The sequence below is a fragment of the Acidocella aquatica genome, assembly GCF_030160635.1.
In the GTDB taxonomy this organism is placed as follows: domain Bacteria; phylum Pseudomonadota; class Alphaproteobacteria; order Acetobacterales; family Acetobacteraceae; genus Acidocella; species Acidocella aquatica.
In genome coordinates this window covers 1-21,690 of sequence record NZ_BSOS01000066.1, presented here as the reverse complement: position 1 = coordinate 21,690, position 21,690 = coordinate 1, and the positions used below count along the sequence as shown (strand labels likewise).

The following is a 21,690-nucleotide window of genomic DNA, read 5'->3' as shown; positions in this document are numbered from 1 at the left end:
CTGAACAAAGTTGCAGGGATGTAGTCATGCCGCCATTGCGTTTGTAAGTGTCATGGCCTCCGTCATGAATGAATTATCGCGGGGGCGGTGCGTGTGGCCGCAGCAGGCGGCCAGGTTTCATACCGTTCCGACGCCTGTGACCGGTGACCCAGCGGCCCCGGGCAGGCGCAATGGCGGGGCAGTGAACAGGAAGCGCGAGCGGCTGTTGGCGCGAAGCCAGTCGGCCAACTCGCTGAGAAGGAACATCTCGCCCAGCGGCATGCCGAGTTTGAACAGGCACAGATTGTGCAGCGGAATGCGCGTGCCGTGATTGGTCATGGCCGCCATGTCCGGCAATAACTCAACCGCTTCGTTATCCGAAACCAATGCGGCTACGCCGCTATCGGCGATCCAACGCTGCAACAAGGGGTCGCCACCGTCCAGCCCGGCACAGTTATGTTGGTCGAACGCGCGAGACGGGTCAGCCGCCTGGCCGAGCAAGGCACGATCGAACCCGGTGCGAAAGCAAAGGATATCTCCTGGCTCCGCCACGACCTTGTCGGCCTCCAATATCCGCATCAACGCGTCATACCCCACTGCTATCCGGCTGAGCCCGACATGGGCATGCAGATCGATCATAACGCCCCGCGCCTGCAACGCTGTCTCAGCGATACGTTCGATGCCAAGGGCGTGCGCTCCATAGGGTCCATCCATGGGCGCACGGTCGTTCAGATAGTCAAACGGCCCGCGCACCTCCTCACAGGCGCGAAACCCGTTATAGTAGGTGGCGCGCATCTTGCCGTCGCCAAAAGCGTCGTGCTGGCAACCCATGTGACAGAATGCGTCCCACTGCGTGGAGAACTGCAGGCTCATGCTCACCCGGTCGTCGCAGACGATATCGGTCTGGCCCGGGTTAACCTTATCCATCGGGTAGTTGAAGACCGGGTCATCTCGACGCATGGAAAAGCCGAGCGCTGGCGGAAAACGGCGAGGATTGAGGGTGACGCGCGGTATGTCGAGCGGCAAGGACAGGCAGAAGGCGATGCCCTCGTGAACTTCGGTAGCGGCCGCACGGCGGCGTGCGGGCGTAATGAGGTTCAGCCGGCCAGTCTGATCATCTGGCCCGAACTCACCCCAATTGGAGCCCTCGGGCCGTATCGTCCAGCGGCGCCCTTTGGTGTCCTGGCGGACATCTGCTGTATTGGATGGCATTTATTGTCCCCCCGAATTGGCGGTGAAAAGCTCCGCCGATCACCGTGCAGCATTAACGACTGAGCGTAAAAACGATATCGAGGCCAGCAGCAAACAGGTTTTTGCCTTTGCCTTTCTGTATCGCCGCCGCGATAACTCCCCCGACCTTCACAAGCGGCGCTATCCCAGCGGCAAGCTTACATTTAACCTGAGCGGGATACGTGGTGCTCAGTCGATGCTGGGTTCCAGTTTAAAGTGATGATTTGTCAGGGTTGGGTTCGGATGACGCAAGTGATGAAGGGTATACGTGTACTGGAGGTGGCGCAATTCACCTTCGTGCCTGCAGCAGGAGCGGTGCTCGCCGATTGGGGCGCCGACGTCATCAAGATAGAACATCCCGTGCGTGGCGATACGCAGCGCGGCTTCATCAACATCGGTGGCGTGGCGGTGGACCCGCTGCGTAACGGCATGATCGAGCATCCTAATCGCGGCAAGCGCAGCGTCGGCGTTGATATTTCGACCCCGGAAGGGCAGCGGGTGATCTATGAAATCACCAAGACCGCCGATGTCTTCTTAACGAATTATCTGCCTTCCGTGCGGCAGAAACTCAAATTCGACATCGAGCATATTCGCGCTGTTAACCCGAACATCATTTACGCACGCGGTTCGGCCTTTGGTGATAAAGGTCCGGAGCGTCATGTCGGCGGGTTTGACGGAACGGCCTTCTGGACGCGCAGCGGCATTGCCCACACCATGACGCCGGAAGGCATTGAGGGTGGCGTCGTCATGCAGCCGATCGCCGCGTTTGGCGACTCCATTGGTGGCATGTTCATCGCTGGCGGTATCGCCGCGGCCTTGTTGAACCGTGAGCGGACCGGCCACGCGGCAGAGTTGGATGTCTCGTTGCTCAGCACGGCATGGTGGGCCTGCGGGACTGCTATCGACATGGGCATTGAATCCGGTATTTCGCCGCGTGCGCGGATGCCCGCTTCCGGCGGATCGCCCGGAAACCCCTTCCTGGGCAACTACCTCACCTCTGACGGCAGGACGATCAATCTGTGCACATTAACGCCGGGGCCCTACGCGCGTGACATGTTCAACCATCTTGGCCTGGCCGAGCTTGCGGATGATCAGCGTTTCTCGGATGTCCGGCAGCTTATGACCAATTGGAAGGAGGCCAGCGACCTGATCGCGGCAGCCATTGCCGCTAAGCCGTTCAGCTATTGGGCAAACCACCTTAAAACCTATACCGGGCAGTGGGCGCCGGCGCAGACCATGCTGGATCTGGTCAATGACGAGCAGGCCCTCGCCAACGACATGATCATCGAGGTCGAGGCCAGCGATGGCGGGGTGCCGCTGAAGCTCGTGCGCAACCCGGTGCAGTTTGACCATGCCCCTGTTGTCACCACCCGCGCACCGCAGGCTTCCGAGCACACCGAGACCTTCCTGATGGAACTCGGTATGGAATGGGACCAGATCGAATCCCTCAAGGCGGCGGGCGCCATCGCCTGACGTTATCGCCTGAATGGGCTATGATGCTGCAAACGAGTTTGGAGTTATAGTTTTGAAACCCGGAATCAAACTGAAAAGTGCCGTGTGCGACACCGAGGTCCTGGTCATCAAGGCCGGGGGCGCGGGCGTTGTATCCTGTGGCGGGGCGCCATTGGTTGAAGCCCGCACGGGCGGCAAGGGAGCGGTGGACCCCGCTTTTGCCGATGGCACCAAGATGGGCAAACGATACACTGATGCGGCAGGAACGCTGGAGTTGCTCTGCATCAAGCCGGGGACTGGGTCGCTGGCGCTGGATGGCGTGGCGCTACATTTGAAGGACGCCAAGCCATTGCCTTCATCCGACTGAGATAAACCATGGATATCTCGCTCATCCTGAAAATGGCGGCCGATGCTGAGCCGCATCGCGTGGGGCTAACCTGCGATGGCCGGCATTGGACCTATGCCGCGCTATGGGCAGCGGCAACCGGTGCGGCGGTCGAGATCACTGCAAGCGGCTGCAGCCATGTGGCATTGCTGGATACTGGCAGCGAGGCGGCGCCGATTGCGCTGATCGGTGCGGCGCTGGCAACCATGCCCTACTGCCCGCTCAACTACCGTCTGGCGGATGCCGATCTGGCTGCCTTGCTGACACGCATCGAGCCGGCCTTCATCATCGGCGACGTGGACCGCGTGAAGAAGCTGGCGCCGAACAGCGGCCATACAGTTTTTTCTCGCTACGATTTTGTGACACTGGCCGAGAAGGCCGCAGTGCCGGACCGCGAGGCGGGCGAGGGCGAAAGCATCGCCGTGCAGCTTTTCACCAGCGGCACCACGGCTGCCCCGAAAGCCGCGATCCTGCGGCATTCCAATCTTGTCTCCTATATTTTTGGCACGGTGGAGTTCGGCGCGGCTGAGCCAGCGGAAGCAGCGCTTGTCAGCGTGCCGCCATACCATATCGCCGGAATCGCGGCGCTGCTCAGCTCCATCTACGCGCTGCGGCGCATTATTCTGCTGCCTGCGTTCGATCCGCAAACCTGGATCGATCTCTGCGCCCGGGAGAAGGCGACCAATGCCTTCGTGGTGCCGACCATGCTGTCGCGCATTGTGGAGATGCTCGATGCGGCTAGTAACAAACCCGATCTGACGCATCTGCGCGCCATTGCCTATGGCGGCGGGCGCATGCCGATCGAGCTGATCACCCGCGCGCTGGAGTTGTTCCCTGACACAAACTTCACCAATGCCTATGGCCTGACCGAAACAAGCTCAACCGTCGCGCTGCTTGGCCCGGACGAGCATCGTGCAGCGTATGGCTCGGAAGACCCAGAAATTCGTGCGCGGCTGGCATCGGTGGGCAAGCCGCTGCCGAGCATCGAGCTGGAAATTCGTGACGAGGACGGCAAGGTGCTGCCACCCGGTGAGGCGGGCGAGATTTATGTGCGCGGCGACCAGGTTTCCGGCGAGTATCGTGATCGCAGCGCGCTGATCCATGGCGGCTGGTTTCCGACGCGCGATGCCGGGTTTCTTGATGAGGATGGTTACCTGTTTCTGTCAGGCCGCGCCGATGATGTGATCGTCCGGGGCGGCGAGAATATTTCGCCCGGCGAAATCGAGGATGTGCTGCTGACCCACCCTTCGATCGCTGATGCGGCTGCCGTCGGCGTGCCCTCAACCGAATGGGGCGAGGCTGTAGCTGTGGTCATCTCGCTAAAGGGCGAACATCCCGGCGATGCCGAGATCAAAACCCTGATCCGTGACCGGTTACGCTCGTCGCGCGTGCCGGAACGGATTCTGGTCGTGGAAACCCTGCCGTATAACGAGATGGGCAAGCTGCTCCGCCTCGAGGTCCGGCGCCTGCTCCAGACCGCGGGCTAAGTTCAGACTATGCCCCGCGCGCTGCTGCTCCGCCGTGCAGAACTGCTTGATGGGCGGATTGTCGATGTGCGGATCGAGCACGGGCACATCGCGGCATTGGCCCCTCAGCTCCATGATGATGCGGAGACGGTGATTGACGCGGCCGGCGGCCTGCTGTTGCCCGGCCTGCATGACCACCATGCTCATATTGCTGCCACCGCAGCGGCCAGGAATTCCGTCCGCTGCGGGCCGCCGGATGTCATGAACGCCCGGGAACTGGAGGCCGCGTTGGCTGTACCCGGCCAAGGCTGGCTGCGCGGTGTAGGCTACCATGAGTGCGTCACAGGAGCATTGATCGACCGGCACTGGCTGGACCGGTTTGCGCCGCAACGGCCAATGCGGGTGCAACACCGCACAGGGCGCTTATGGATATTCAATTCAGCGGGGTTGGCAGCCCTGCGTGCAACGGGCCTGCAGCCGCCTGCGGGGCTGGACAGCGAGACTGGCAGGCTGTTCGATGAGGACGGCTGGGCCCGGCGCGCCCTCGGCGGCCGGGCGCCTGGCTTTGCCGCAATCGGTGCAGCCTATGCGCGCTGCGGGGTGACCGGTGTCACCGACATGACGCCTGGCAATGGCGCAGCGGCGGCGGCGCATTTCGCGCGCGAACATGCAAGCGGCGCGCTGCCGCAGCGTGTGGTGCTGGCTGGAGCGCCGGACCTCGCTATCCTCGCGCCTGGCGTCTCGCTGGGCCCCGTGAAATTCCATTTACATGAAGCGCATTTGCCAGAATTCGAGGTTTTTGTTGCGGCGATTGAAGCGGCGCACAGCCAGAGGCGTGCCGTCGCCGTGCATTGTGTAACGGCAGCTGAGCTGGTCTTCACCCTCGCAGCCCTGCGTGATGCGGGGGTCGCGCCTGGCGACCGGATCGAGCATGCGTCGGTAACGCCCGATGCGCAGTTGCAGGAAATTGCGACGCAGGGGATCGCAGTGGTTGTGCAGCCGCATTTCGTGGCGGAGCGGGGCGACGCGTATCTGGCGGATATTCCGGCGGATGATTGGCCGGATCTCTACCGGTTGCGCAGTTTTCTCGCGGCTGGCGTTGCCCTGGCGGGCGGCAGCGACACGCCGTTCGGTGATCTTGACCCCTGGGCGGTCATGCGGGCTGCCGTCACTCGCTCTACCGCGGGTGGCCAGATGCTCGGCCTGCGCGAGGCGCTGACGCCTGAAGCGGCGTTGAATCTGTTCCTGGCTGATCCCGCTGCGTTGAGCGGGACACGTATTGTGGCGATGGGAGAGGCGGCGGATTTATGCCTGCTGGCCAAACCCTGGCGCGCGGTGCGTGAGACCCTATCCGCCAAGCATGTTTGTGCCACCATCATCGGCGGCCGGCTCATCGACGATCGCGTCGATCAACCCCCATTGCAAGGCGGTTGCGGCGCCTATGCGCCTGCCTGAAAGCATCAAAGCTGCGGCGCGCTGGCGGCCGATGCGGCGCGGCACGGACACGCAGCCGCCGAACCCCGGCAAAATGCCCATGCCGGTCTCGGGTAGCTGGAACCAAGCATTCGGCGCGGCCGTGAGGCGCCCGGCGAAAGCCGCCATTTCCAGTCCGGAGCCAACACACGCACCATGGACGTGGATGTCGAAGATTTCCGCCCGTTGCGCCATTGGATGCGTGGGCAGCGTCCGGGCCCGGATGGCATGGGCCTCCACCGGGTCCAGAGTTGTGCCAAATTCGGCGAGATCTGCGCCCATGCTGAAGCAGCGCCCGCGGGCGCGGAACGTGACATGGGCGATGTCCGTATCCAGCAGAGGCAAGGAAAATGCCTCGTACAAGGCATCGCGCATGGCGCGGTCGATGGCGTTGTATGAAGCAGGCCGGTCCATGAGCATATGCAGCGTCGCGCCGACCCGGCGCAGATGCAGCGTTCCGGGCGCGAGCGGTATGGTGCGAGGTTGGCGCGCCAGCCAGGCAGCGTGCTCGGCGCCCGACTGGAGCATCGCCATGGCGAAGGATTCCAGCGGCAGCGCCCGCTCGGGCGGCAGGTTCTCAGTGGCGCGAAGAAGCTGTGCCACGGTGGCAGCGGCGCGTGGCGTTTGGGCGATGCCCGCGGTGAGTGTCGCCAGAGGAATGGTATCCTCGACCAGAATATCAGCCCGTGCGGCTTGCCGGTGGTCGGCTGGGCCGACGGCCAGCACGGGTACCGGAGGCAGCGGCCCGAGGGGCTCATCCGCAGGCCAGCTGTGGAGATCAACGAGTAGCCAGGGCCGGCGGTCCTCGCGCCAATCCTGGCGCAGCATCCAGGGCTTGAGTTGGCAATCTTCCATCGGACTGAGCTTACGTAGTGCAACAAAGTGCGGCAAGCACGCGAAGTATCGCAAGCGTGGCGGCGATGCGTAACGGGCTGTTGCGTATGGAGACCGACGTCCTGGCAGCTTCATATGCCCACACATTGCTCGCGGGACTGGGCATGGCCGGCCATGTGACAGTCAACGCTGATCACCCCGCCCTTGCTTGGCGCAGGGCTGGGCTGATGGCGGTGACCGGCCGTGCAGATGGACCTGGACTGGTGGCGCCTGTGGCGCTCACAGCCGCCGCCGACGGCGCGCTGGCGGCGTTGCAGGCTATCGCCCCTTTGGCAAAACTGCCGCGCAATGGCGCGCTACTACTGGGTGAGCGGGCGCGGCTGCTTGGTTTGGCGCGGCGCGGCGCGGTGTCCGCCAACGGGAGTTGCCGCCTGCTGCGCGCCCAGGATGGGCAGATCGCTCTGAACCTGCCGCGAGCCACCGATTGGGAGTTAGTGCCTGCCTTGTTCGGTGAAGCGGTCTCCGGCTGGGCCGGTGTGCAGCGCATAGCCGCCAAACAGAACTGTGCCACTTTGGTGGAGCAGGGGAGGTTGCTTGGCCTAGCAATCGCACCGGTCGAAGTCGCATCGGCTGTTATTGCGCCGGGCAGTTTTCCATTCGCAATCGAGCGTTTAGCTTCGCCCTGCCATAAGGCCAGCCGGCCGCTGGTGCTGGATATCTCCTCACTCTGGGCTGGCCCGCTGGCCGGGTTGCTACTGCAGATTGCGGGGGCGCGGGTGCTCAAGGTCGAAAGCACGGGCCGCCCGGATGGCGCACGCGGTGGCCACTCGGGGTTTTTCGATTTGCTCAATGCCGGCAAAGCGAGCATCGTGCTCGATTTCAGCGATCTCGCAGATATACAAAAATTGCGATATTTGGCCGCTAACGCTGATATCGTGATCGAAAGTGCGCGCCCTCGGGCATTGGCCGGGTTAGGGCTCGACGCCACGCAGATGGTCCGGCGCGGCAGTACCTGGATCTCGATCACCGCGCATGGGCGTGATGGGGAGGCAGGCGACTGGATTGGTTATGGCGATGACGCCGCCGTGGCGGGCGGGCTGGCGAGCGCGATGCAGCAGGGCTGGGGTAACGCGTTGTTTGCTGGCGATGCGATTGCCGATCCGCTCACAGGCATTACCGCAGCTCTTGCTGGGTGGGCGAGCTGGCGGTCAGGCGGCGGCCAGCTCATTTCGCTGGCTTTGTCGCGGGTCGTCGCCCATGCTTGCCAACTGCAGCAGGCGGGACCGGCCGAGACCCGGATCTGGCAAGCGCTTGCCGTTGCAGATGGTGGAGATCTCTATAACTTGCGTGACGCGGTAGGAGTTGCTCGCTCGCTCGGTGCGGACAATGCGTTGCTCGTAGACGAATTTAGAGTCTGACTCTGAAAGGTAGCCTTTCTAACTTTGACGTGCGATTTTGCGCGTGAGTATTCGGATATTGGCGAGCAGGACCCATGCGGTTGCACTGGCGATTGTTGCCTCGAAATCCTTGGCGAGTCGGCGGCATCGGCTGAGCCAGGCGAAGGTTCTCTCGACGACCCATCGGCGAAGACATGCCGCAGGGACGGGTATTTCCTGCGGATGGATTTGAGCACGTCGGGGGCGCCGTCGCGATCTTGAACATCGGCGGGATGGATAACAAGCCCGACCAGGTTCCCGAGCGTATCGGTGACAATGTGCCGTTTGCGGCCCTTAATCTTCTTGCCCGCATCGAACCCGCGCGGCCCGCCCGCCTCAGTCGTTTTCACCGACTGGCTGTCGATCACGCCCGCGGTTGGCGATGCCGAGCGTCCAGCCCGTTCCCGCGCCATCGCAACCAAGGCTTGGTTGATGCGTGCGAGCGTACCGTCACGGCTGAAGCGGTAGAAATATGCCTGCACCGTGGTGAAGGGGGCGAACTCCCTGGGGATTTGCCGCCACTGACAGCCAGTCGTCAACATGTAGGAAATCGCTTCAACAATCACGCGCAGAGATACAGAGCGGGGCCGTCCGCTGGGCGCCGGTGCCGGCATAAAAGGCGCGAGCAGCGCCCATTCGGCATCGGTCAGGGCGATTCATTAAACGGCTGCGATCATTTGTGTGGCTCGGCTTCGGTTGTCCTGGAAATGCTCGATTGCCCTTGTGGGTGAAGGTGAGACGCAGCGCAGGACTTTGAGAGCGAGGCCGGTGAGTGAGAATACATTTCGTGGTGCGTTGTCGTGCCGGTTGGTGTAGCCATCTTCTCCGCGCATGACGTCTTTGTTTCGATGCATGATCTCGATGCCCCAATGCTGGCGGTTGAGGTTGAGAAGGTCTTCAGGCGATGCTTCGTCTTTGGTCAGGCTGGTGATGAGATACGCGGTTTCCTGTTGTGGCTCCTGCCACATGCCCTTCACCCTGCGTTGGCGTGAACGGGTCACGCGACATATCTGGCTGACGGTTGGCCAATCCTGCGTGATGCCAGCAGCTTGGACCGGTAACACTTCGATCCTGCGCTGTTCGATGCGCCCATGCGCCTTGGTTGCACCGCTATCAAAGGTAGCGAGGGGGGAAAACCGGCTCCGCGAAGGCCGTTTCAATATTTTCTCGTAATGTCTTCTGGTTGTTCTTGATGGGAAGAAGGTAGTCTCCGCCACCGTAAACCACGGCCTGCGTAATCGACTTCTGGCAGAAGATTGCATCACCGGTGACGATCCGGTCGTGCAAATCAAGCCTGGCCAGTAGCTTCAGTGCATCGGGAATTTCCAGCCCCTTGCCGCGTGACGCCTCATGCGAAAGGATCGTCTGCAGGCCGCCGCAAAAAGCTGACAGCACGTGCTCGGCGCGGCCATTTGCGTCCTTGCTTGCCCGTAATGTCTTGCCGTCTATGGCAATATGGCGGTCATCACCGTTATCCGCCATCACTCGTCCAGACAGACCACCGGGCGGGCCGGATCGTGCGGCCGCTGATAGACTTCCAGCACGTCCTCCATGCTGCTCACGAAGTTGGCGTTGGCCTCCGGCGGGATGACCCATTGTTTTTTGAGGTGAGGCTTGGGCGCATTTTTTTAGCGTCCGGCCAATGGTATTGTCGCTGGCGCGCGCAACAATTTTCAATTCCACCACGGCTTCTTCCAACAGTTCCAGCGTCCACCGGGCGCGACCTTTTGGCGGCTCCGAACAGGCCAGCGCAATCAGCTTGGCCTCGGCGGCGCCATCAAAAATCCGCTGCCTGGCCGAGGCCAACGAATGTTTGCGCGTCAGCGCCCCCTCCAGCCCCTCCTCCACCAGACGCTGGCGGGTGACCGCCACGGTGTCAGTGCTGGTTTCCAAAGCGGCCGCGATCTGGCTGTCACTCCATCCATCACCGCCATCCGACGCATCGGCCTTCAATAAAATTCGCGCCTTCAAAACTTGCCGTGCTGGATGATTTCCTTTTTGAATCAATGAGATAAGCTGCGCACGCTCCTCAGCACTGAGTTGTACAACATATTTCTTTATGGACGGTTGTTTCGTGGTCACGGGATATCTCTGTTGTTACAGAGATATCGAATCAGATATTGTCCGTAAAATCAATGACGGACGGCACTAGTTCCATTTACTGGTGCCCGGAGGCAGATGGCAAACGGTAATGGCGATGCCGAGTTCGTTTGCCAGGACTTGCAACTCGCGTTTCCACAGGCGCACCCGTGCGCCGTTGCTGCCGCCGCAATCGGCATTGATCAGCAAACGGGTTGCGACCGGATAACGGGGGCTGCCAAGTTCAGACCACCAGCGGCGGATGCTCTCGACGGCGAAGGCCGCCGTATCATGGTTGATGTCGAGATTGACCCATCCTGTGTTCGCGGCGATGTCGTAGACGCCGTAAGGCACGGCCTTACCGAGTTCAGGGATCATGAAGTCATGCACACGAACCGGCTCAGGTTGCCCCTTTGGGCGCAGTTAGCGGGCGCCATTCTTGAAGTTGCCCACTAGCTCCTTCTTTTTCGTGTCGACCGAGATCACGGGTTCGCCAGCAGCTTGAAACGCTTTCACGTCGGCGTTGATGTGCTCGAACTGGGCATTGCGATCAGGATGGCTCGCCCCGTCACGCGTCTTGCTGTTGGCCTGTAGGCTGAAGCCGAGGTGCTTGAGCAGGCGCCCGACCAACTTCTGACCCGCGGTGAAGCCCCGCTCAGCCAACGCCGCAGACAAATAGCGCTGGCTCTTGCTGACCCACAGCATGGCGGCCTCAGGGTCGCCACGAATCGCAGGCTCCACGAGATCGTTCAGGGCCAACAAAAGCTCAGGCTGCAACGCAATCGCCGATTTTTTTTCCGCCACCAACCCGACGAACCCGCTGGCCTAGCCGCTCCGCGCCATCGCGCAGATCAGACAGGCCCCGACCAATGGTACTGCGGGCAACGCCCGTCGCGCGTGAGGCCGCCGCCACACCGCCCCGGCCAGCCGTACTTGCTTCAATGGCAACCAAAAGGCGCCGTTCCTTCTCGTTCAGGAGCGGGGACAGAGCGTCAAAGCGGGCGGCAATGGCAGAGGTATCGATCATGCGAGCAGGATAGCCGATATCACCTCAAAATAACCCGGCTTTCCGAATTCGTTTGTTGTGTTTTTAACCTAAACCCGGTTCTTTTCTTCCGAATCTCTTGTTAGGGCTCAGGCCCTTAGCGCGCCGCAAAACGTAGCGCGCCGTCCAGTCTGATTGATTCGGCATTGAAATAACCGTTGCGGACAAGTTCTAGCACCAGGCTGGCATATTCGGCTGCATTGCCGAGGCGCTTGGGGAAAGGCACCGTGGCGGAGAGCGCGTCCCTGGTTTCCTGCGGCGTCTGGGCCATTGCGGGGGTGTCGAAAATCCCGGGCAGAATGGTGTTGATGCGGATGCCGAAGCGTGACAGGTCGCGGGCGATGGGCAGGGTCATGCCGATGATGGCGGCCTTGCCGGCTGAATATGCCGCCTGGCCTTGCTGCCCGTCCTGTGCTGCAACGGAGGCCGTGCTGACGATGGCACCGCGCTCGCCATCCACCGGGTCCAATGTAGCGGCGCCGGCGGCAAAGCGCGTGATGGTAGCGAAGGTGCCGACGGCGTTCAGCGCCACAATCTTGGCGAATTCCGCGGTGGGGAACACCGTGAACGCGCCCGTCGCCTTGTCCTTCTTGATCGTCGAGTAGGCATTACCGCCGCCGGCGCAGGCGACAAGTACCCGCTCCTGGCCATTGGCGGCGCGGGCCTTGGCGAAGGCGGCATCCAGACTATCATCGGAGAGGACATTCACCTTGCAGAATATAGCACCTGTCTCAGCCGCGGCTCTCTCGCCGGCTTCGGGGTTGAGATCGAAGATGGCGACTTTGGCACCTGCGGCGCGCAGCGCCTTGACGCTGGCCAGCCCGAGCCCTGATGCACCACCGGTGACAACGGCCGCAATGTTCGAATCGATCTGCATAGACGAAGCTCCCCGACAATTTTCGTATAATCAACTCGTCGCGCCATGTTACCCGCAATGCAAGCAGGATTTGCCGTCATCGCCAGCACGATGCTGCGGCGCCGGCTGTTGCATCCGGCTCATCGCCCGGGAATACCCAGGCAGAATAAGAGGAAGCAGCCATGGCACGGTATCAATACGTCATCCTCAGCCGGGCGAAAGCCGGCCAGGAGGAGGAATATGTCCGCTGGTATCGGGACCAGCATCTTGCCGACGTCGCCCGCCTGCCGGGCGTGGTGAATGGCCGGTTGTTTTCGCAGGACTGGCAGAAGGATTATGATCTTGGGCCGCCGCAATACTGCCTGATCGCTATTTACGAGCTTGAAACCGAGGATCCGGTGGCAACGGTGGATGGTATTCGCGTACTGCTCGGTTCGACGGCAATGCCGTCGACAGATGCGCTGGATAAATCCGGCATGATCCAGGTTATTGGGCACCCGATCGCGGCCATAGGATAACAGGGGGTTATGGCGGTGTCGGGGCATATACTCATCGCCGGCGCAAGCGGCGTGATCGGCTCTGCGGCGGTCGAGCATTTTACGCGCCTTCCTGGATTGAAGGTCACAGCGCTGTCTCGCCGCCGCCCGGTGACCGCCGCGGATTGCGCATTCACGCATGCTGCTGTCGATCTCACCGTGCCGGACACATGACCGCATTCGAACCGCCACCAGATTTTGCAAAATTCTACTTGAACCCAGCGGGCCGTCCACACATACCCGTGTTGCTCAGCACAATCAAAATTCGGCAGGCTGGTTTTGCCGCCTGCAGGGATAGTGTCGAAAGTCTGCGGCGATGGCTCGGCCGCATGGCTGAGCTCAGGCTCTTGACGCCTGCCGGCGCACTGGTTTGATTTCATAAGTATCCCTTGGAGAGTAACAAAATGAGCGAGACTCCTCTGCTTCGCCTGTTCGATGGGTTGGCCAAAGGCGATATTGCCGCGGTCCGGGCATGTTTCAGTCCCGAGGCGGTGATCTGGCACGGCTTTGACGGCATCGCCCTTAACGTGGAAGACTTTCTCTGCAGCATGGAAGGGCTGATCGGCTACACGGCGGAGCGTTGGATCCAGGATGTCCATAGTTTGGTCACGGCCGAGGGGTTGGTGCAGCAGCATGTTTTCGTGGTTCATACGCAGGCTGGCGACCGCAAGGCGTGGTACGTCTGCATTGTGGCCAAAATCGCCGACGGGCTGATTACGCGGGTTGACGAATATATCGACCGTGCCGGATTCTTTGTTCCAGCCAATGCCTTCTGAGCATTTGATAAGTGACTGATCCAGGCCCTTGGCTACCGCGCAAGGCGCGTCTCCTCCAGACGGTCGGGCTCTAGCGCCCCGGCGATGTCGCGGGCCGGGCAGCTTGACCGCCAGGACCTGCCGGAGACTATTCCGCAGCCAGATTCAGGGAGACTATGCGTGAGCGAGACGACACCAGAGGCTTATTTCGCGCAATTCGGTGAGGTAGCGACAGTGAAGCGGACCCGCTTCCAGAAGGTCGTGGCGAAAACCATGACGACGAACGCCAGCACGATTCCGCACGTGACGCATCATGACGATGCCGATGTTACAGCGCTGGAAGCCTACCGGAAATCACTTCCTCGGGAGATCAAGGCTTCCCCACTCATTTTCCTAATCAAGGCGGTAGTGTCGGCATTACAGGCGTTTCCGCAGTTCAACGCCTCGCTTACGCCGGATGGCGAGACCTTGGTCCTTAAGAAATATTTCCACATCGGAATCGCCGTGGACGGCCCGCTCGGCCTGCTGGTGCCGGTGCTGCGCGATTGCGACCAGAAGGAAATTCCTACCCTTGCCGCCGAGCTGAAAGAGGTGTCCGCTTTGGCGCGGGCCAAAGGTCTGCCGCTAGATCGGATGTTGGGTGGCTGCTTTGCCATCTCTTCCTTGGGTGGGATCGGCGGCACTTATTTCACTCCAATCATTAATTCCCCTGACGTGGCGATTCTGGGCGTCTCGGGCATCCAGACGAAGCCGGTTTGGAATGGTAGCGAGTTTGCGCCCCGGCAGATGCTGCCGCTTTCTCTGAGCTATGATCATCGCGTGATCAATGGTGCCGATGCGGCACGATTCGTAAAGCATATCGCGCATGCCCTGACACAGTGGACTTTGTGAGGTATTTGGAAAATGTCTGACAAACTCAAGGGTCGGCGGATTTTGATCACCGGTGCTGCGAGCGGGCAGGGCCAGAAAATTGCCAGACTGTTCGCGAGTGAAGGCGCGTCTTTGGTGTTGCTGGACCGCAATGCGGAGGGTGTCGCAGCTATAGCCGTGGAGCTTGGCGTTCAAGGATATGGCTGCGATGTGAGCGCCCGCGCCGAGGTTGGCGAAATTGTCGTCATGGCGGCAAGGGTCTTCGGGTTGGATGGTATTGTGAATGCCGCCGGCATCCTTGACATCACGCCCTTCGCCGACCTTGAAATGGCAAGCTGGGACAGGATGATTGCGGTCAATCTCACCGGGCCGTTCAACATTATCAAAGCCGCGCTGCCGTTTCTGCAGCGGGCCGAGCGGGCGACCATCGTCAACATTGCTTCTACCAGCGGCGTGATGCCGATGCCTGGAACCAGCGGCTACTCCGCGAGCAAGGCAGGGCTGGTGATGTTGACGAAGTGCCTGGGGATGGATCTGGGGCCCAAAATTCGCTCCAATACCATCTGCCCTGGCGTGATTAAGACCGAGATGACCCGCTATTTGTGGGAGAATCCCGCCCATACGGCGCGCGCGGAAGACCGGGTGGCGCTGAAGCGGCTTGGTGAAACCGAAGACGTGGCACGTGCCGCTTTATTTTTCTCGACCGAGGATTCGGGCTTCACGACAGGTGCCGTGCTTCCAGTCGATGGCGGGTTTTCATGGTACTGATGACTTAGAAAGGGAACGCACAGGATGACTGCAATCTTACGCCGAAAGACATTCATTACGGGGGCCGCAGGTGGAATGGGCCGAGCTTGTGCGCGATTGTTCGGAGCAACCCACGATCTGGTGCTGACCGATGCGGCTGAGCCGGGCCTGGCGCAGTTTGCCGGCGAACTTGAAGCCGAAGGCTACACCGTGGTCAGCGCGCGGGCTGGTGATCTTGGCAGCGAAAGCCTGATGTCGGCCCTAATGGCAGATGTGGCTGGCGAGCTGCCTTTAACGCTGATCCATACAGCCGGACTTTCCCCTGCCCAAGCGGCGGCGCGGCCTATCATGGCGGTGAATTTGGTGGCGACTGTCAAGTTGCTGAATGCGATCGAGCCGCTTTTGAGCCCGGGCTCTGTCGCTGTGCTTATCGCTTCCATTGCGGGGCATATGATGCCGCCGATCCCCGATGCGATGGAGATCATGGCCGATCCGCTGGCTGATGATTTTATGGATAGAATTATGGCGCTGGTGGACGCTTTGTCTGTTAATGCGCCGGCGGGGGCGCCGGGCACCAGCTACTCGCTAAGCAAGCAGGCGGTTATCGGGCTGGTGGAGCGGCGGGCTTTGACCTGGGGACAGCGCGGCGCGCGCATAACCTCCATCTCTCCGGGCATGATCCTGACGCCGATGGGGCGCAGGGAAATTGCCGAGACAGTGGGTGCCGCGCAATTGATCGACATTGCAGCGGCAGGGCGGGCAGGCGTTGCGACGGATATCGCGTTCGCGGCACGGTTCCTGGCTAGCGACGAGGCGAGCTTCATTACGGGCTGCGATTTGCGCGTGGATGGCGGTGGTACGGCAGTGGTGCGGAGCATGGGCGGCTAATCCGGATGGGTTGATCGCTTTAGCAGACTGCTGCCGTCGAATACGATCTGGTGTCATGCGCTCCACGTTGGATGTTAAGCTCGCCGGCTAAATGCAGAAAAGTTAACGTGTTAGACGCAAGAGAGATTGTCCCTGCAAAATCTTCAATCAGTTATCGCCGTAGCGATGGTCTGGGTATTGCCGCGCAATGCACCCGGATGTCATGTCGTGCGGAATTGTACAGCTATTGGGCGAGGATGGATATGTCAGGAAAAGTGATTGCGATAACAGGAGCGAATGGCGGCCTTGGGCGCGCTCTTGCCCGGCGCTTTGCTGCAGACGGTGATCATGTTGTGCTTCTGGGCCGCTCACTTGCCAAGGTACAGGTGATTGCGGACGAGATTGGCGGTACAGCCCTCGCCGTGGCGTGCGACGTGACCGTACCGAATTCGGTGCGCTCGGCCTTCGCGACCATTGCGGCCACACATTCGAAAATTGATGTCTTCATCAATAACGCGGCGATCTTTCAGCCGACGCTGCTTGCTGAAGCGACAGATGCGCAGATCATGAACGCCGTGCTGACCAACCTGGCGGGCCCGATGCTGTGCGCGCGTGCTGCGATTCCCGTGCTGAACCGGGGCGGTCACATCATCAATCTGAGCACGGAATCGGTTGACGAGGCGTTTCCTCATTTCACTCTGTACCAAGGCACAAAGGGTGGCCTGGAAACCTTCTCGCGACATTTGAGCCGCGAATTGGAGGAGCTAGGTATTCGCGTGACGGTTGTCCGGGCCGGTCAAATGATGGGCGAAGGGACGTCATCGGAGATGGACCCTGTTGCCGGTCAACGCTTGTTCGAGGCTGCGATGAAGCGCGGGCTGAATTTGATGGCCCGCGGGATGACTCAATACCAATCGGCGACGCAAGTTTTCCGCGCGCTGGTGGATTTGTCCCCAGATATTCATGTGGGAACGATAGCGTTTCATGGCCGTGTTGCTGACTGATCGATGGTGTTGCTTAATAAAATAGCGGCCTGTTTGACCTGATGATATTGAGGACAATTTTAAAATGATGTTTCCGGATGGCAAACTCTACATCAACGGCGAACTTCGTGAAGCTGCAGGGGGCGCCAAATATGAAGATATTAATCCCTGGACCGGCGAGATCATCGGTTATGCGGCCGACGCTTCCGCCGTGGACATGGATGAGGCGATTGCCGCTGCTCGTCATGCGTTTGACGAGACCGACTGGTCTACAAATTTGACCTTGCGCCGCGCGATGGTGGTGAAGCTGGGTGAGAAGCTCAGGGCAAGCCGTGATCGCCTCGCGGAGATTGCGCAGAAGGAGGTCGGCTCGGCGATGGGCGCGGTGTATGCCGTGCAGGTTGATGGTCCGCTTGCTTCCATTGATGAGTTGCTTAAGATTTTCGATGAGATCCACTGGGAAAAACCGATGGGCGAACGGTTTGGGTGGGGTTCCACCAGCAACCGCATCCTAGTGAAAGAAGCGGCTGGGGTCGTCGGTGTCATCACGCCATGGAACGTGCCGTTCTACATTACGATCGGCAAGGTCATCCCGGCTTTGCTTGCTGGATGTACTGTTGTCATCAAGCCCGCGCCGGACACGCCGCTGTTCAGCACAATGGTGGGCGAAGCGTCGGCGCAAGCGGGCTTGCCACCAGGCGTCCTTAATGTGGTTTGTGGCAGCGACCCGGTTTTGCTTGGAGAAATGCTGGTCACGGATAAGCGCGTCGACCTGATCTCCTTCACCGGCTCCACCGGCGTCGGTAAGCGGATCATGGAAAAGGGCGCTCCCACGCTTAAGCGCCTCTTCCTGGAACTGGGAGGCAAGTCGGCGGCGATCATTCTGGAGGATACCCCGAACTTCGCCGAAGCCGTATCGCAATCGGTGGTCTGCTTCCATGCCGGCCAGGGCTGCGCCACCATAACACGACTGCTGGTCCCAAAGAGCCGCTACCAGGAAGCGGTAGCCGTGCTGGAGGCGACCTATTCCGCTTATTCTCAGATGTGGGGCGACCCGAACGAGCCGACGAATGTAATGGGGCCGCTCATTTCCGCCAGACAGCGCGACCGTGTGATGAGCTATATCCAGTCCGGCATTGACGAGGGCGCGCGTTTGCTCGCCGGCGGCCATATAGCAAAGGACAAGGGCAACGGCTTCTTTGTCGAGCCGACCTGCTTCGTGGATGTCACGAACGACATGAAGATTGCCCGTGAGGAAATCTTCGGGCCCGTGCTGGTCGTCATTCCGTTCGAGGATGAAGACGATGCTGTCCGCATCGCCAACGATAGCGATTACGGCTTGTCTGGCGGCGTTCGCTCGGGCGACCTGGATCGAGCCATGAAAGTTGCCAAGCGCATCCGCACAGGCACAGTTGGTGTCAATGGTGGAATGTCCATAGCCGTGGACCTGCCGTTTGGTGGGTACAAGCAGAGTGGTATCGGCAAAGAATGGGGTCAAGAGGGGTTCGATGAATATCTCGAAACCAAGGTGATCGGCGTCGGATTGTAGTGAAGCCCCCGGTTTGGCCGCTTGTTCAGGGCGTTCAAACCGGGGGGCTATCAGGGGAATCGGGTGAAAGTTTTACGCTGATATGATGCTGGCGAGGAAGTCGTCGTCCCAAGCTGCAACCTTTCTCTTGAGGCGCAGTGAATCCTTGCCGGGTGTCTTTCGGATCAGATTATGGGCCATGTGCTTGATGGTGGTGAAGTTGGCGGGGGCGTTTTCGGTTCGGACCCGGCATTCGTCGTCGCGGAAGACTATGCCCATCACCCAATGTAGGCTGTTTTCAATTGCCCAATGGCTGCGGATGACGGGGCCCATAAGCGTTGCGACCATGACCAGCGAGGTGAGATAAAACCTTGTTTCCTTCTCGATTTTTCCCTGAATTTCGCGCGTGCTCTCGACCATCACGACGGCCTTCAGGCCGGGCCAGTTATGTCGCTCTTGCAGCCAATCGACATTCTGGAGGACGGTGGTTTCGCGAGTCTCAATCCGGCCGTGATCGCCGTCAACCGTGGTATCCTGGCTGATTTTGCTGTCGGCGAAGCGGCGGCCCTTTTGCTCGGTGGCGAATAGCTCAACATCCTCGCGCAGCGTTCCTTGGTTGCCTTTGAGCGCCAGCACGTAATCAGCTTTCTTGTCGACAATTTTTTGCGCGATGTCGCGCTGGCACCCCATCGCATCGATGGTAACAATCGCCCCCTCGATGGCCAGCCTGTCGAGCAGTTTGGGGATGGCGATAATTTCGTTGGATTTTTCAGCAACCTTCACCTGGCCAAGCACCAGCCGCTGGCGCGCCGCGAAGGCCGAGACCATGTGGATCGCCGCATTCGCGCCCTTCGATCGGCGGGAGGTTTTGCCGTCAATGGCAATCACCTCGGCCGGCGCACCGGTCAGGGCGGTCACCCAGGCCACAAAGCAGCGCTGGAATTGCTCGGCATCGAGGCTCGCGAAGATGTCGCCCAGGTGGTCGTGCGAGGGCGTGCCATCCAAAAACGGCCGAAACCGGCGCAAAAGAGGAAGCTTCTTGGTGCCAAACCGCGCGATATCAACAAAGGTCTCGGCCCCCGCCAGCACCGCTAGCAGGGCTAAAAGCAACACCTCGTCCAGCGGATACATCACCTTGCCGCGCTGGCGCGGGTCCGGCAAATCCTCAAAATACTCAAGAAATACAAGTGTCGCGTAACCAGCACCCGGCGTCGTTGCCAACTCTTCCATGAAATTCCTCCGTTAACGAATCGGAGGGTTCGTACAGATTCAGACTTTTAACAGCTTGTCACGAAGTTCTTCACCCGATTGCCCTGGGGGGGCTATGCGAACCCTTTGACACTCATTAGGAGGATAGCGTACCTTTGGCCGGTCTATGGGCTGCTTGGTACAAGGTGATAGGACGACGAATTTGGCACAAGTGTCTGCGTTGAAGCGGGCTGAATCGGAAAAAGCTTACAATCTTGTTGGCCAGCGTATAGGCCGCAAGGGGCAAGCAACGCGGGAGAAAATACTATCCGCGGCTCTGAGGATAATTGAATCGTCGGATGATGCGCCGATCACACTCTCTGGCGTTGCCCGGGATGTGTCGGTTGGAATGACGACGCTCTATCTCTACTTTCCGGATCTCGGCGATCTGGTTCTCGCCGTTTTAAACCGGGTAATGGACGCGGCGGATTCGGCATTCACGGACCAACTCAGGAAGAGGTGGCCCGACCAATCGCTGCGGGAAAGCTGCTCTAAGTTTCTGCATGCACATTTTGCGTTCTGGCGGGCTCATGCGCGCATTTTGCATATGCGCAATAGCTATGCAGATGCAGGGGATGTCCGTTTCCTTAAGTATCGGGGCCAGGTCTCTACGCCACTAATTAATTTTCTTATTTTTCAGATGGATGGTCAGCCTCAATCGCATGTCACGCCGAATGGATATATTGCGACGTTACTTCTGACCTGGTTTGAACGTATCGCTACAGTGGTGACCAATCCGACATTTCATACGGCCGCCCGAAACTCCGGTGTTACCGATGAGCCAGATTATATCGATCATTTGATTGAGACAGAGGCCGACCTCATCGCTTTGATCGTGCGGCACCAGCGGGACATTAACAAGCCCAGTCATGAAGGTAAGTAGCTGATCAGTCCGCATCGTGCGTCGTCGCGCAGCAGCGCGCTGACGTGTGCCATTGCGTCAAATTCGTTCTGGTTTCCGCGTATGGCATTTGCGTAGCGCGATCCTGTGATCGGCCGTAATGGCGGGATCACGGTTACAGGCAATTTTTGCACCGGTTGACGTCTGCAAGGTAACTGGCAGCTTGCCATATATGATCATGAAGGCGATGTCGTTAAGGGCAGGCCTCAGATTTGATCCAAATCAAAGAATACAAGCCTTTGGAATCAGATGTTCAAAACATTAGCGGCAGTGCTCCCTGACGGAGCCTTAATGCCGAGCAATGAGGTGGACTCGTGATTCCGAAGGCCAACGAAACGAAGCGAACGCCTATCAGGCCCGAATTTCTCGACGACGCTTTCCGGCGCCGCTCAAAGACGAGGCTTTACTGCTTCGCAGTCTTCGTGAACTGGACATTGTTCCGCTGCTCCTCGTACACACGCATTTGACCAGCGATGAAACTTGGCTCGACGCCTTTGCTCCCTGAATCAACGGGGCCTGGGTCTTCGAGGTCGATGCGCCCGCGCAGCTGCAGGAAGATCTGCGGCAATCGCTGGTGCATGTGTTCAAGGCCTATCGCGATGAGGGCCGCGTGTTGCCTGGTACGCCGCCGACGGCGCTGCTGCAGCGTATGTGCGACGTGGCGGTTGGCCGCCCGGTTCCTTTCGAATACTTGCCGATGGTGGCCGAAGAGCTGAACTTCGATCGGACCGATGCCAAAACCGTGCGCTGGCGCAAGCCGGTGCCGAGACGGCATCTCGATCACTTCAATGTTCTGGTAATCGGCGCCGGCTTCTCCGGCATCGCCCTGGGTGCGAAGCTGAAGGAAGCCGGGTTTCCCTTTATCATCGGCGAGAAGAATGCCGATGTCGGGGTACCTGGTTCGAGAATGCTTATCCTGGCATCGCCGTGGATACGCTGTAAGCGGTGCTCGATGGCCCTTCTTCCCAGAAGATATGGAATATGATTCCCCGTTTTGAGGCAAGAGAAGGCTTCGGGACG

Annotated in this window: 23 protein-coding genes and 2 pseudogenes; 16 read left to right on the top strand and 9 right to left on the bottom strand. The window is 60.0% G+C overall.

Features of this window, described 5'->3' with window-relative positions; translation table 11 throughout:
- Nucleotides 1-117 precede the first annotated feature (117 nt).
- On the bottom strand, nt 118-1,191 hold the full coding sequence (locus tag QQJ84_RS10775; protein WP_284258192.1) for a cyclase family protein: 1,074 nt from the start codon (nt 1,189-1,191) through the stop codon (nt 118-120).
- Between QQJ84_RS10775 and QQJ84_RS10770 the strand changes: the two genes are divergently transcribed.
- From QQJ84_RS10770 to QQJ84_RS10750, 5 genes are read left to right on the top strand one after another with little or no spacing between them, the layout of a single operon-like run.
- Entirely contained in the window at nt 1,181-1,429 is a 249-nt protein-coding gene (locus tag QQJ84_RS10770) for a hypothetical protein (RefSeq protein WP_284258191.1), read from the top strand. The two genes, QQJ84_RS10775 and QQJ84_RS10770, sit on opposite strands and share 11 nt — an antisense overlap.
- Nucleotides 1,430-1,464: 35 nt before the next feature.
- Entirely contained in the window at nt 1,465-2,682 is a 1,218-nt protein-coding gene (locus tag QQJ84_RS10765) for a CaiB/BaiF CoA transferase family protein (protein ID WP_284258190.1), read from the top strand.
- A 52-nt stretch (nt 2,683-2,734) separates the two neighbouring features.
- Entirely contained in the window at nt 2,735-3,028 is a 294-nt protein-coding gene (locus tag QQJ84_RS10760) for a hypothetical protein (RefSeq protein WP_284258189.1), read from the top strand.
- Between the two features lie 8 nt (nt 3,029-3,036).
- Entirely contained in the window at nt 3,037-4,533 is a 1,497-nt protein-coding gene (locus QQJ84_RS10755) for a class I adenylate-forming enzyme family protein (RefSeq protein ID WP_284258188.1), read from the top strand.
- 9 nt (nt 4,534-4,542) lie between these two features.
- Complete coding sequence (locus tag QQJ84_RS10750) at nt 4,543-5,967, top strand: amidohydrolase family protein (protein WP_284258187.1); 1,425 nt, start codon at nt 4,543-4,545, stop codon at nt 5,965-5,967.
- Here QQJ84_RS10750 and QQJ84_RS10745 read toward each other — a convergent pair.
- Nucleotides 5,860-6,840, bottom strand: coding sequence for an enoyl-CoA hydratase/isomerase family protein (locus QQJ84_RS10745; protein ID WP_284258186.1), 981 nt, complete (start codon nt 6,838-6,840; stop codon nt 5,860-5,862). The two genes, QQJ84_RS10750 and QQJ84_RS10745, sit on opposite strands and share 108 nt — an antisense overlap.
- 206 nt (nt 6,841-7,046) lie before the next feature.
- Between QQJ84_RS10745 and QQJ84_RS10740 the strand changes: the two genes are divergently transcribed.
- Entirely contained in the window at nt 7,047-8,237 is a 1,191-nt protein-coding gene (locus QQJ84_RS10740; protein WP_284258185.1) for a CoA transferase, read from the top strand.
- A gap of 18 nt (nt 8,238-8,255) precedes the next feature.
- Here QQJ84_RS10740 and QQJ84_RS19505 read toward each other — a convergent pair whose 3' ends face one another.
- The 6 genes and pseudogenes from QQJ84_RS19505 to QQJ84_RS10715 form a co-directional block, all read right to left on the bottom strand.
- The gene (locus QQJ84_RS19505) at nt 8,256-8,429 is read right to left on the bottom strand and encodes a transposase (RefSeq protein WP_408862023.1); all 174 of its coding nucleotides are present in this window, start codon (nt 8,427-8,429) and stop codon (nt 8,256-8,258) included.
- Between the two features lie 26 nt (nt 8,430-8,455).
- Nucleotides 8,456-8,869: pseudogene (locus QQJ84_RS19500) on the bottom strand (IS5 family transposase); the annotation flags it as partial.
- Nucleotides 8,870-8,914: 45 nt separating this feature from the next.
- Nucleotides 8,915-9,223 (bottom strand): hypothetical protein, encoded by a 309-nt coding sequence (locus QQJ84_RS10730; protein ID WP_348522681.1) that lies wholly within the window; start codon nt 9,221-9,223, stop codon nt 8,915-8,917.
- A gap of 145 nt (nt 9,224-9,368) precedes the next feature.
- Nucleotides 9,369-10,337 (bottom strand): ISAs1 family transposase, encoded by a 969-nt coding sequence (locus QQJ84_RS10725; RefSeq protein ID WP_284258183.1) that lies wholly within the window; start codon nt 10,335-10,337, stop codon nt 9,369-9,371.
- A 69-nt stretch (nt 10,338-10,406) separates the two neighbouring features.
- A pseudogene (locus QQJ84_RS10720) lies at nt 10,407-11,361 on the bottom strand (ISAzo13 family transposase); the annotation flags it as partial.
- 115 nt (nt 11,362-11,476) lie between these two features.
- Complete coding sequence (locus tag QQJ84_RS10715; RefSeq protein WP_284258182.1) at nt 11,477-12,256, bottom strand: SDR family NAD(P)-dependent oxidoreductase; 780 nt, start codon at nt 12,254-12,256, stop codon at nt 11,477-11,479.
- Between the two features lie 161 nt (nt 12,257-12,417).
- On the opposite strand from QQJ84_RS10715, the gene QQJ84_RS10710 reads away from it, so the two are divergent.
- From QQJ84_RS10710 to QQJ84_RS10675, 8 genes are all read left to right on the top strand, one after another.
- Nucleotides 12,418-12,753: a hypothetical protein gene (locus QQJ84_RS10710; RefSeq protein ID WP_284258181.1), complete on the top strand. Its 336-nt coding sequence runs from the start codon at nt 12,418-12,420 to the stop codon at nt 12,751-12,753.
- A gap of 15 nt (nt 12,754-12,768) precedes the next feature.
- Nucleotides 12,769-12,945, top strand: coding sequence for an NAD-dependent epimerase/dehydratase family protein (locus tag QQJ84_RS10705; RefSeq protein WP_284258180.1), 177 nt, complete (start codon nt 12,769-12,771; stop codon nt 12,943-12,945).
- Nucleotides 12,946-13,175: 230 nt separating this feature from the next.
- Complete coding sequence (locus tag QQJ84_RS10700) at nt 13,176-13,547, top strand: nuclear transport factor 2 family protein (protein WP_284258179.1); 372 nt, start codon at nt 13,176-13,178, stop codon at nt 13,545-13,547.
- Between the two features lie 159 nt (nt 13,548-13,706).
- Nucleotides 13,707-14,417 carry a 2-oxo acid dehydrogenase subunit E2 gene (locus QQJ84_RS10695; RefSeq protein WP_284258178.1) on the top strand — a complete coding sequence of 237 codons (711 nt, stop codon included), beginning with the start codon at nt 13,707-13,709 and terminating at the stop codon, nt 14,415-14,417.
- A gap of 12 nt (nt 14,418-14,429) precedes the next feature.
- Nucleotides 14,430-15,164, top strand: coding sequence for an SDR family NAD(P)-dependent oxidoreductase (locus tag QQJ84_RS10690; protein WP_284258177.1), 735 nt, complete (start codon nt 14,430-14,432; stop codon nt 15,162-15,164).
- A 24-nt stretch (nt 15,165-15,188) separates the two neighbouring features.
- Nucleotides 15,189-16,031 carry an SDR family oxidoreductase gene (locus QQJ84_RS10685; protein ID WP_284258175.1) on the top strand — a complete coding sequence of 281 codons (843 nt, stop codon included), beginning with the start codon at nt 15,189-15,191 and terminating at the stop codon, nt 16,029-16,031.
- A 242-nt stretch (nt 16,032-16,273) separates the two neighbouring features.
- On the top strand, nt 16,274-17,014 hold the full coding sequence (locus QQJ84_RS10680) for an SDR family oxidoreductase (protein WP_284258174.1): 741 nt from the start codon (nt 16,274-16,276) through the stop codon (nt 17,012-17,014).
- 64 nt (nt 17,015-17,078) lie between these two features.
- Nucleotides 17,079-18,542, top strand: a complete 1,464-nt coding sequence (locus tag QQJ84_RS10675) for an aldehyde dehydrogenase family protein (protein WP_284258173.1) — start codon at nt 17,079-17,081, stop codon at nt 18,540-18,542.
- A gap of 72 nt (nt 18,543-18,614) precedes the next feature.
- Here the strand turns inward: QQJ84_RS10675 and QQJ84_RS10670 are convergent, their stop codons facing one another.
- Complete coding sequence (locus QQJ84_RS10670) at nt 18,615-19,751, bottom strand: ISAs1 family transposase (protein WP_284258171.1); 1,137 nt, start codon at nt 19,749-19,751, stop codon at nt 18,615-18,617.
- Nucleotides 19,752-19,932: 181 nt separating this feature from the next.
- Here QQJ84_RS10670 and QQJ84_RS10665 point away from each other — a divergent pair, with 181 nt between their 5' ends.
- Nucleotides 19,933-20,652, top strand: coding sequence for a TetR/AcrR family transcriptional regulator (locus QQJ84_RS10665; RefSeq protein ID WP_284258170.1), 720 nt, complete (start codon nt 19,933-19,935; stop codon nt 20,650-20,652).
- Nucleotides 20,653-21,244: 592 nt separating this feature from the next.
- Nucleotides 21,245-21,655 (top strand): hypothetical protein, encoded by a 411-nt coding sequence (locus QQJ84_RS10660; protein ID WP_284258169.1) that lies wholly within the window; start codon nt 21,245-21,247, stop codon nt 21,653-21,655.
- Nucleotides 21,656-21,690: the final 35 nt, after the last annotated feature.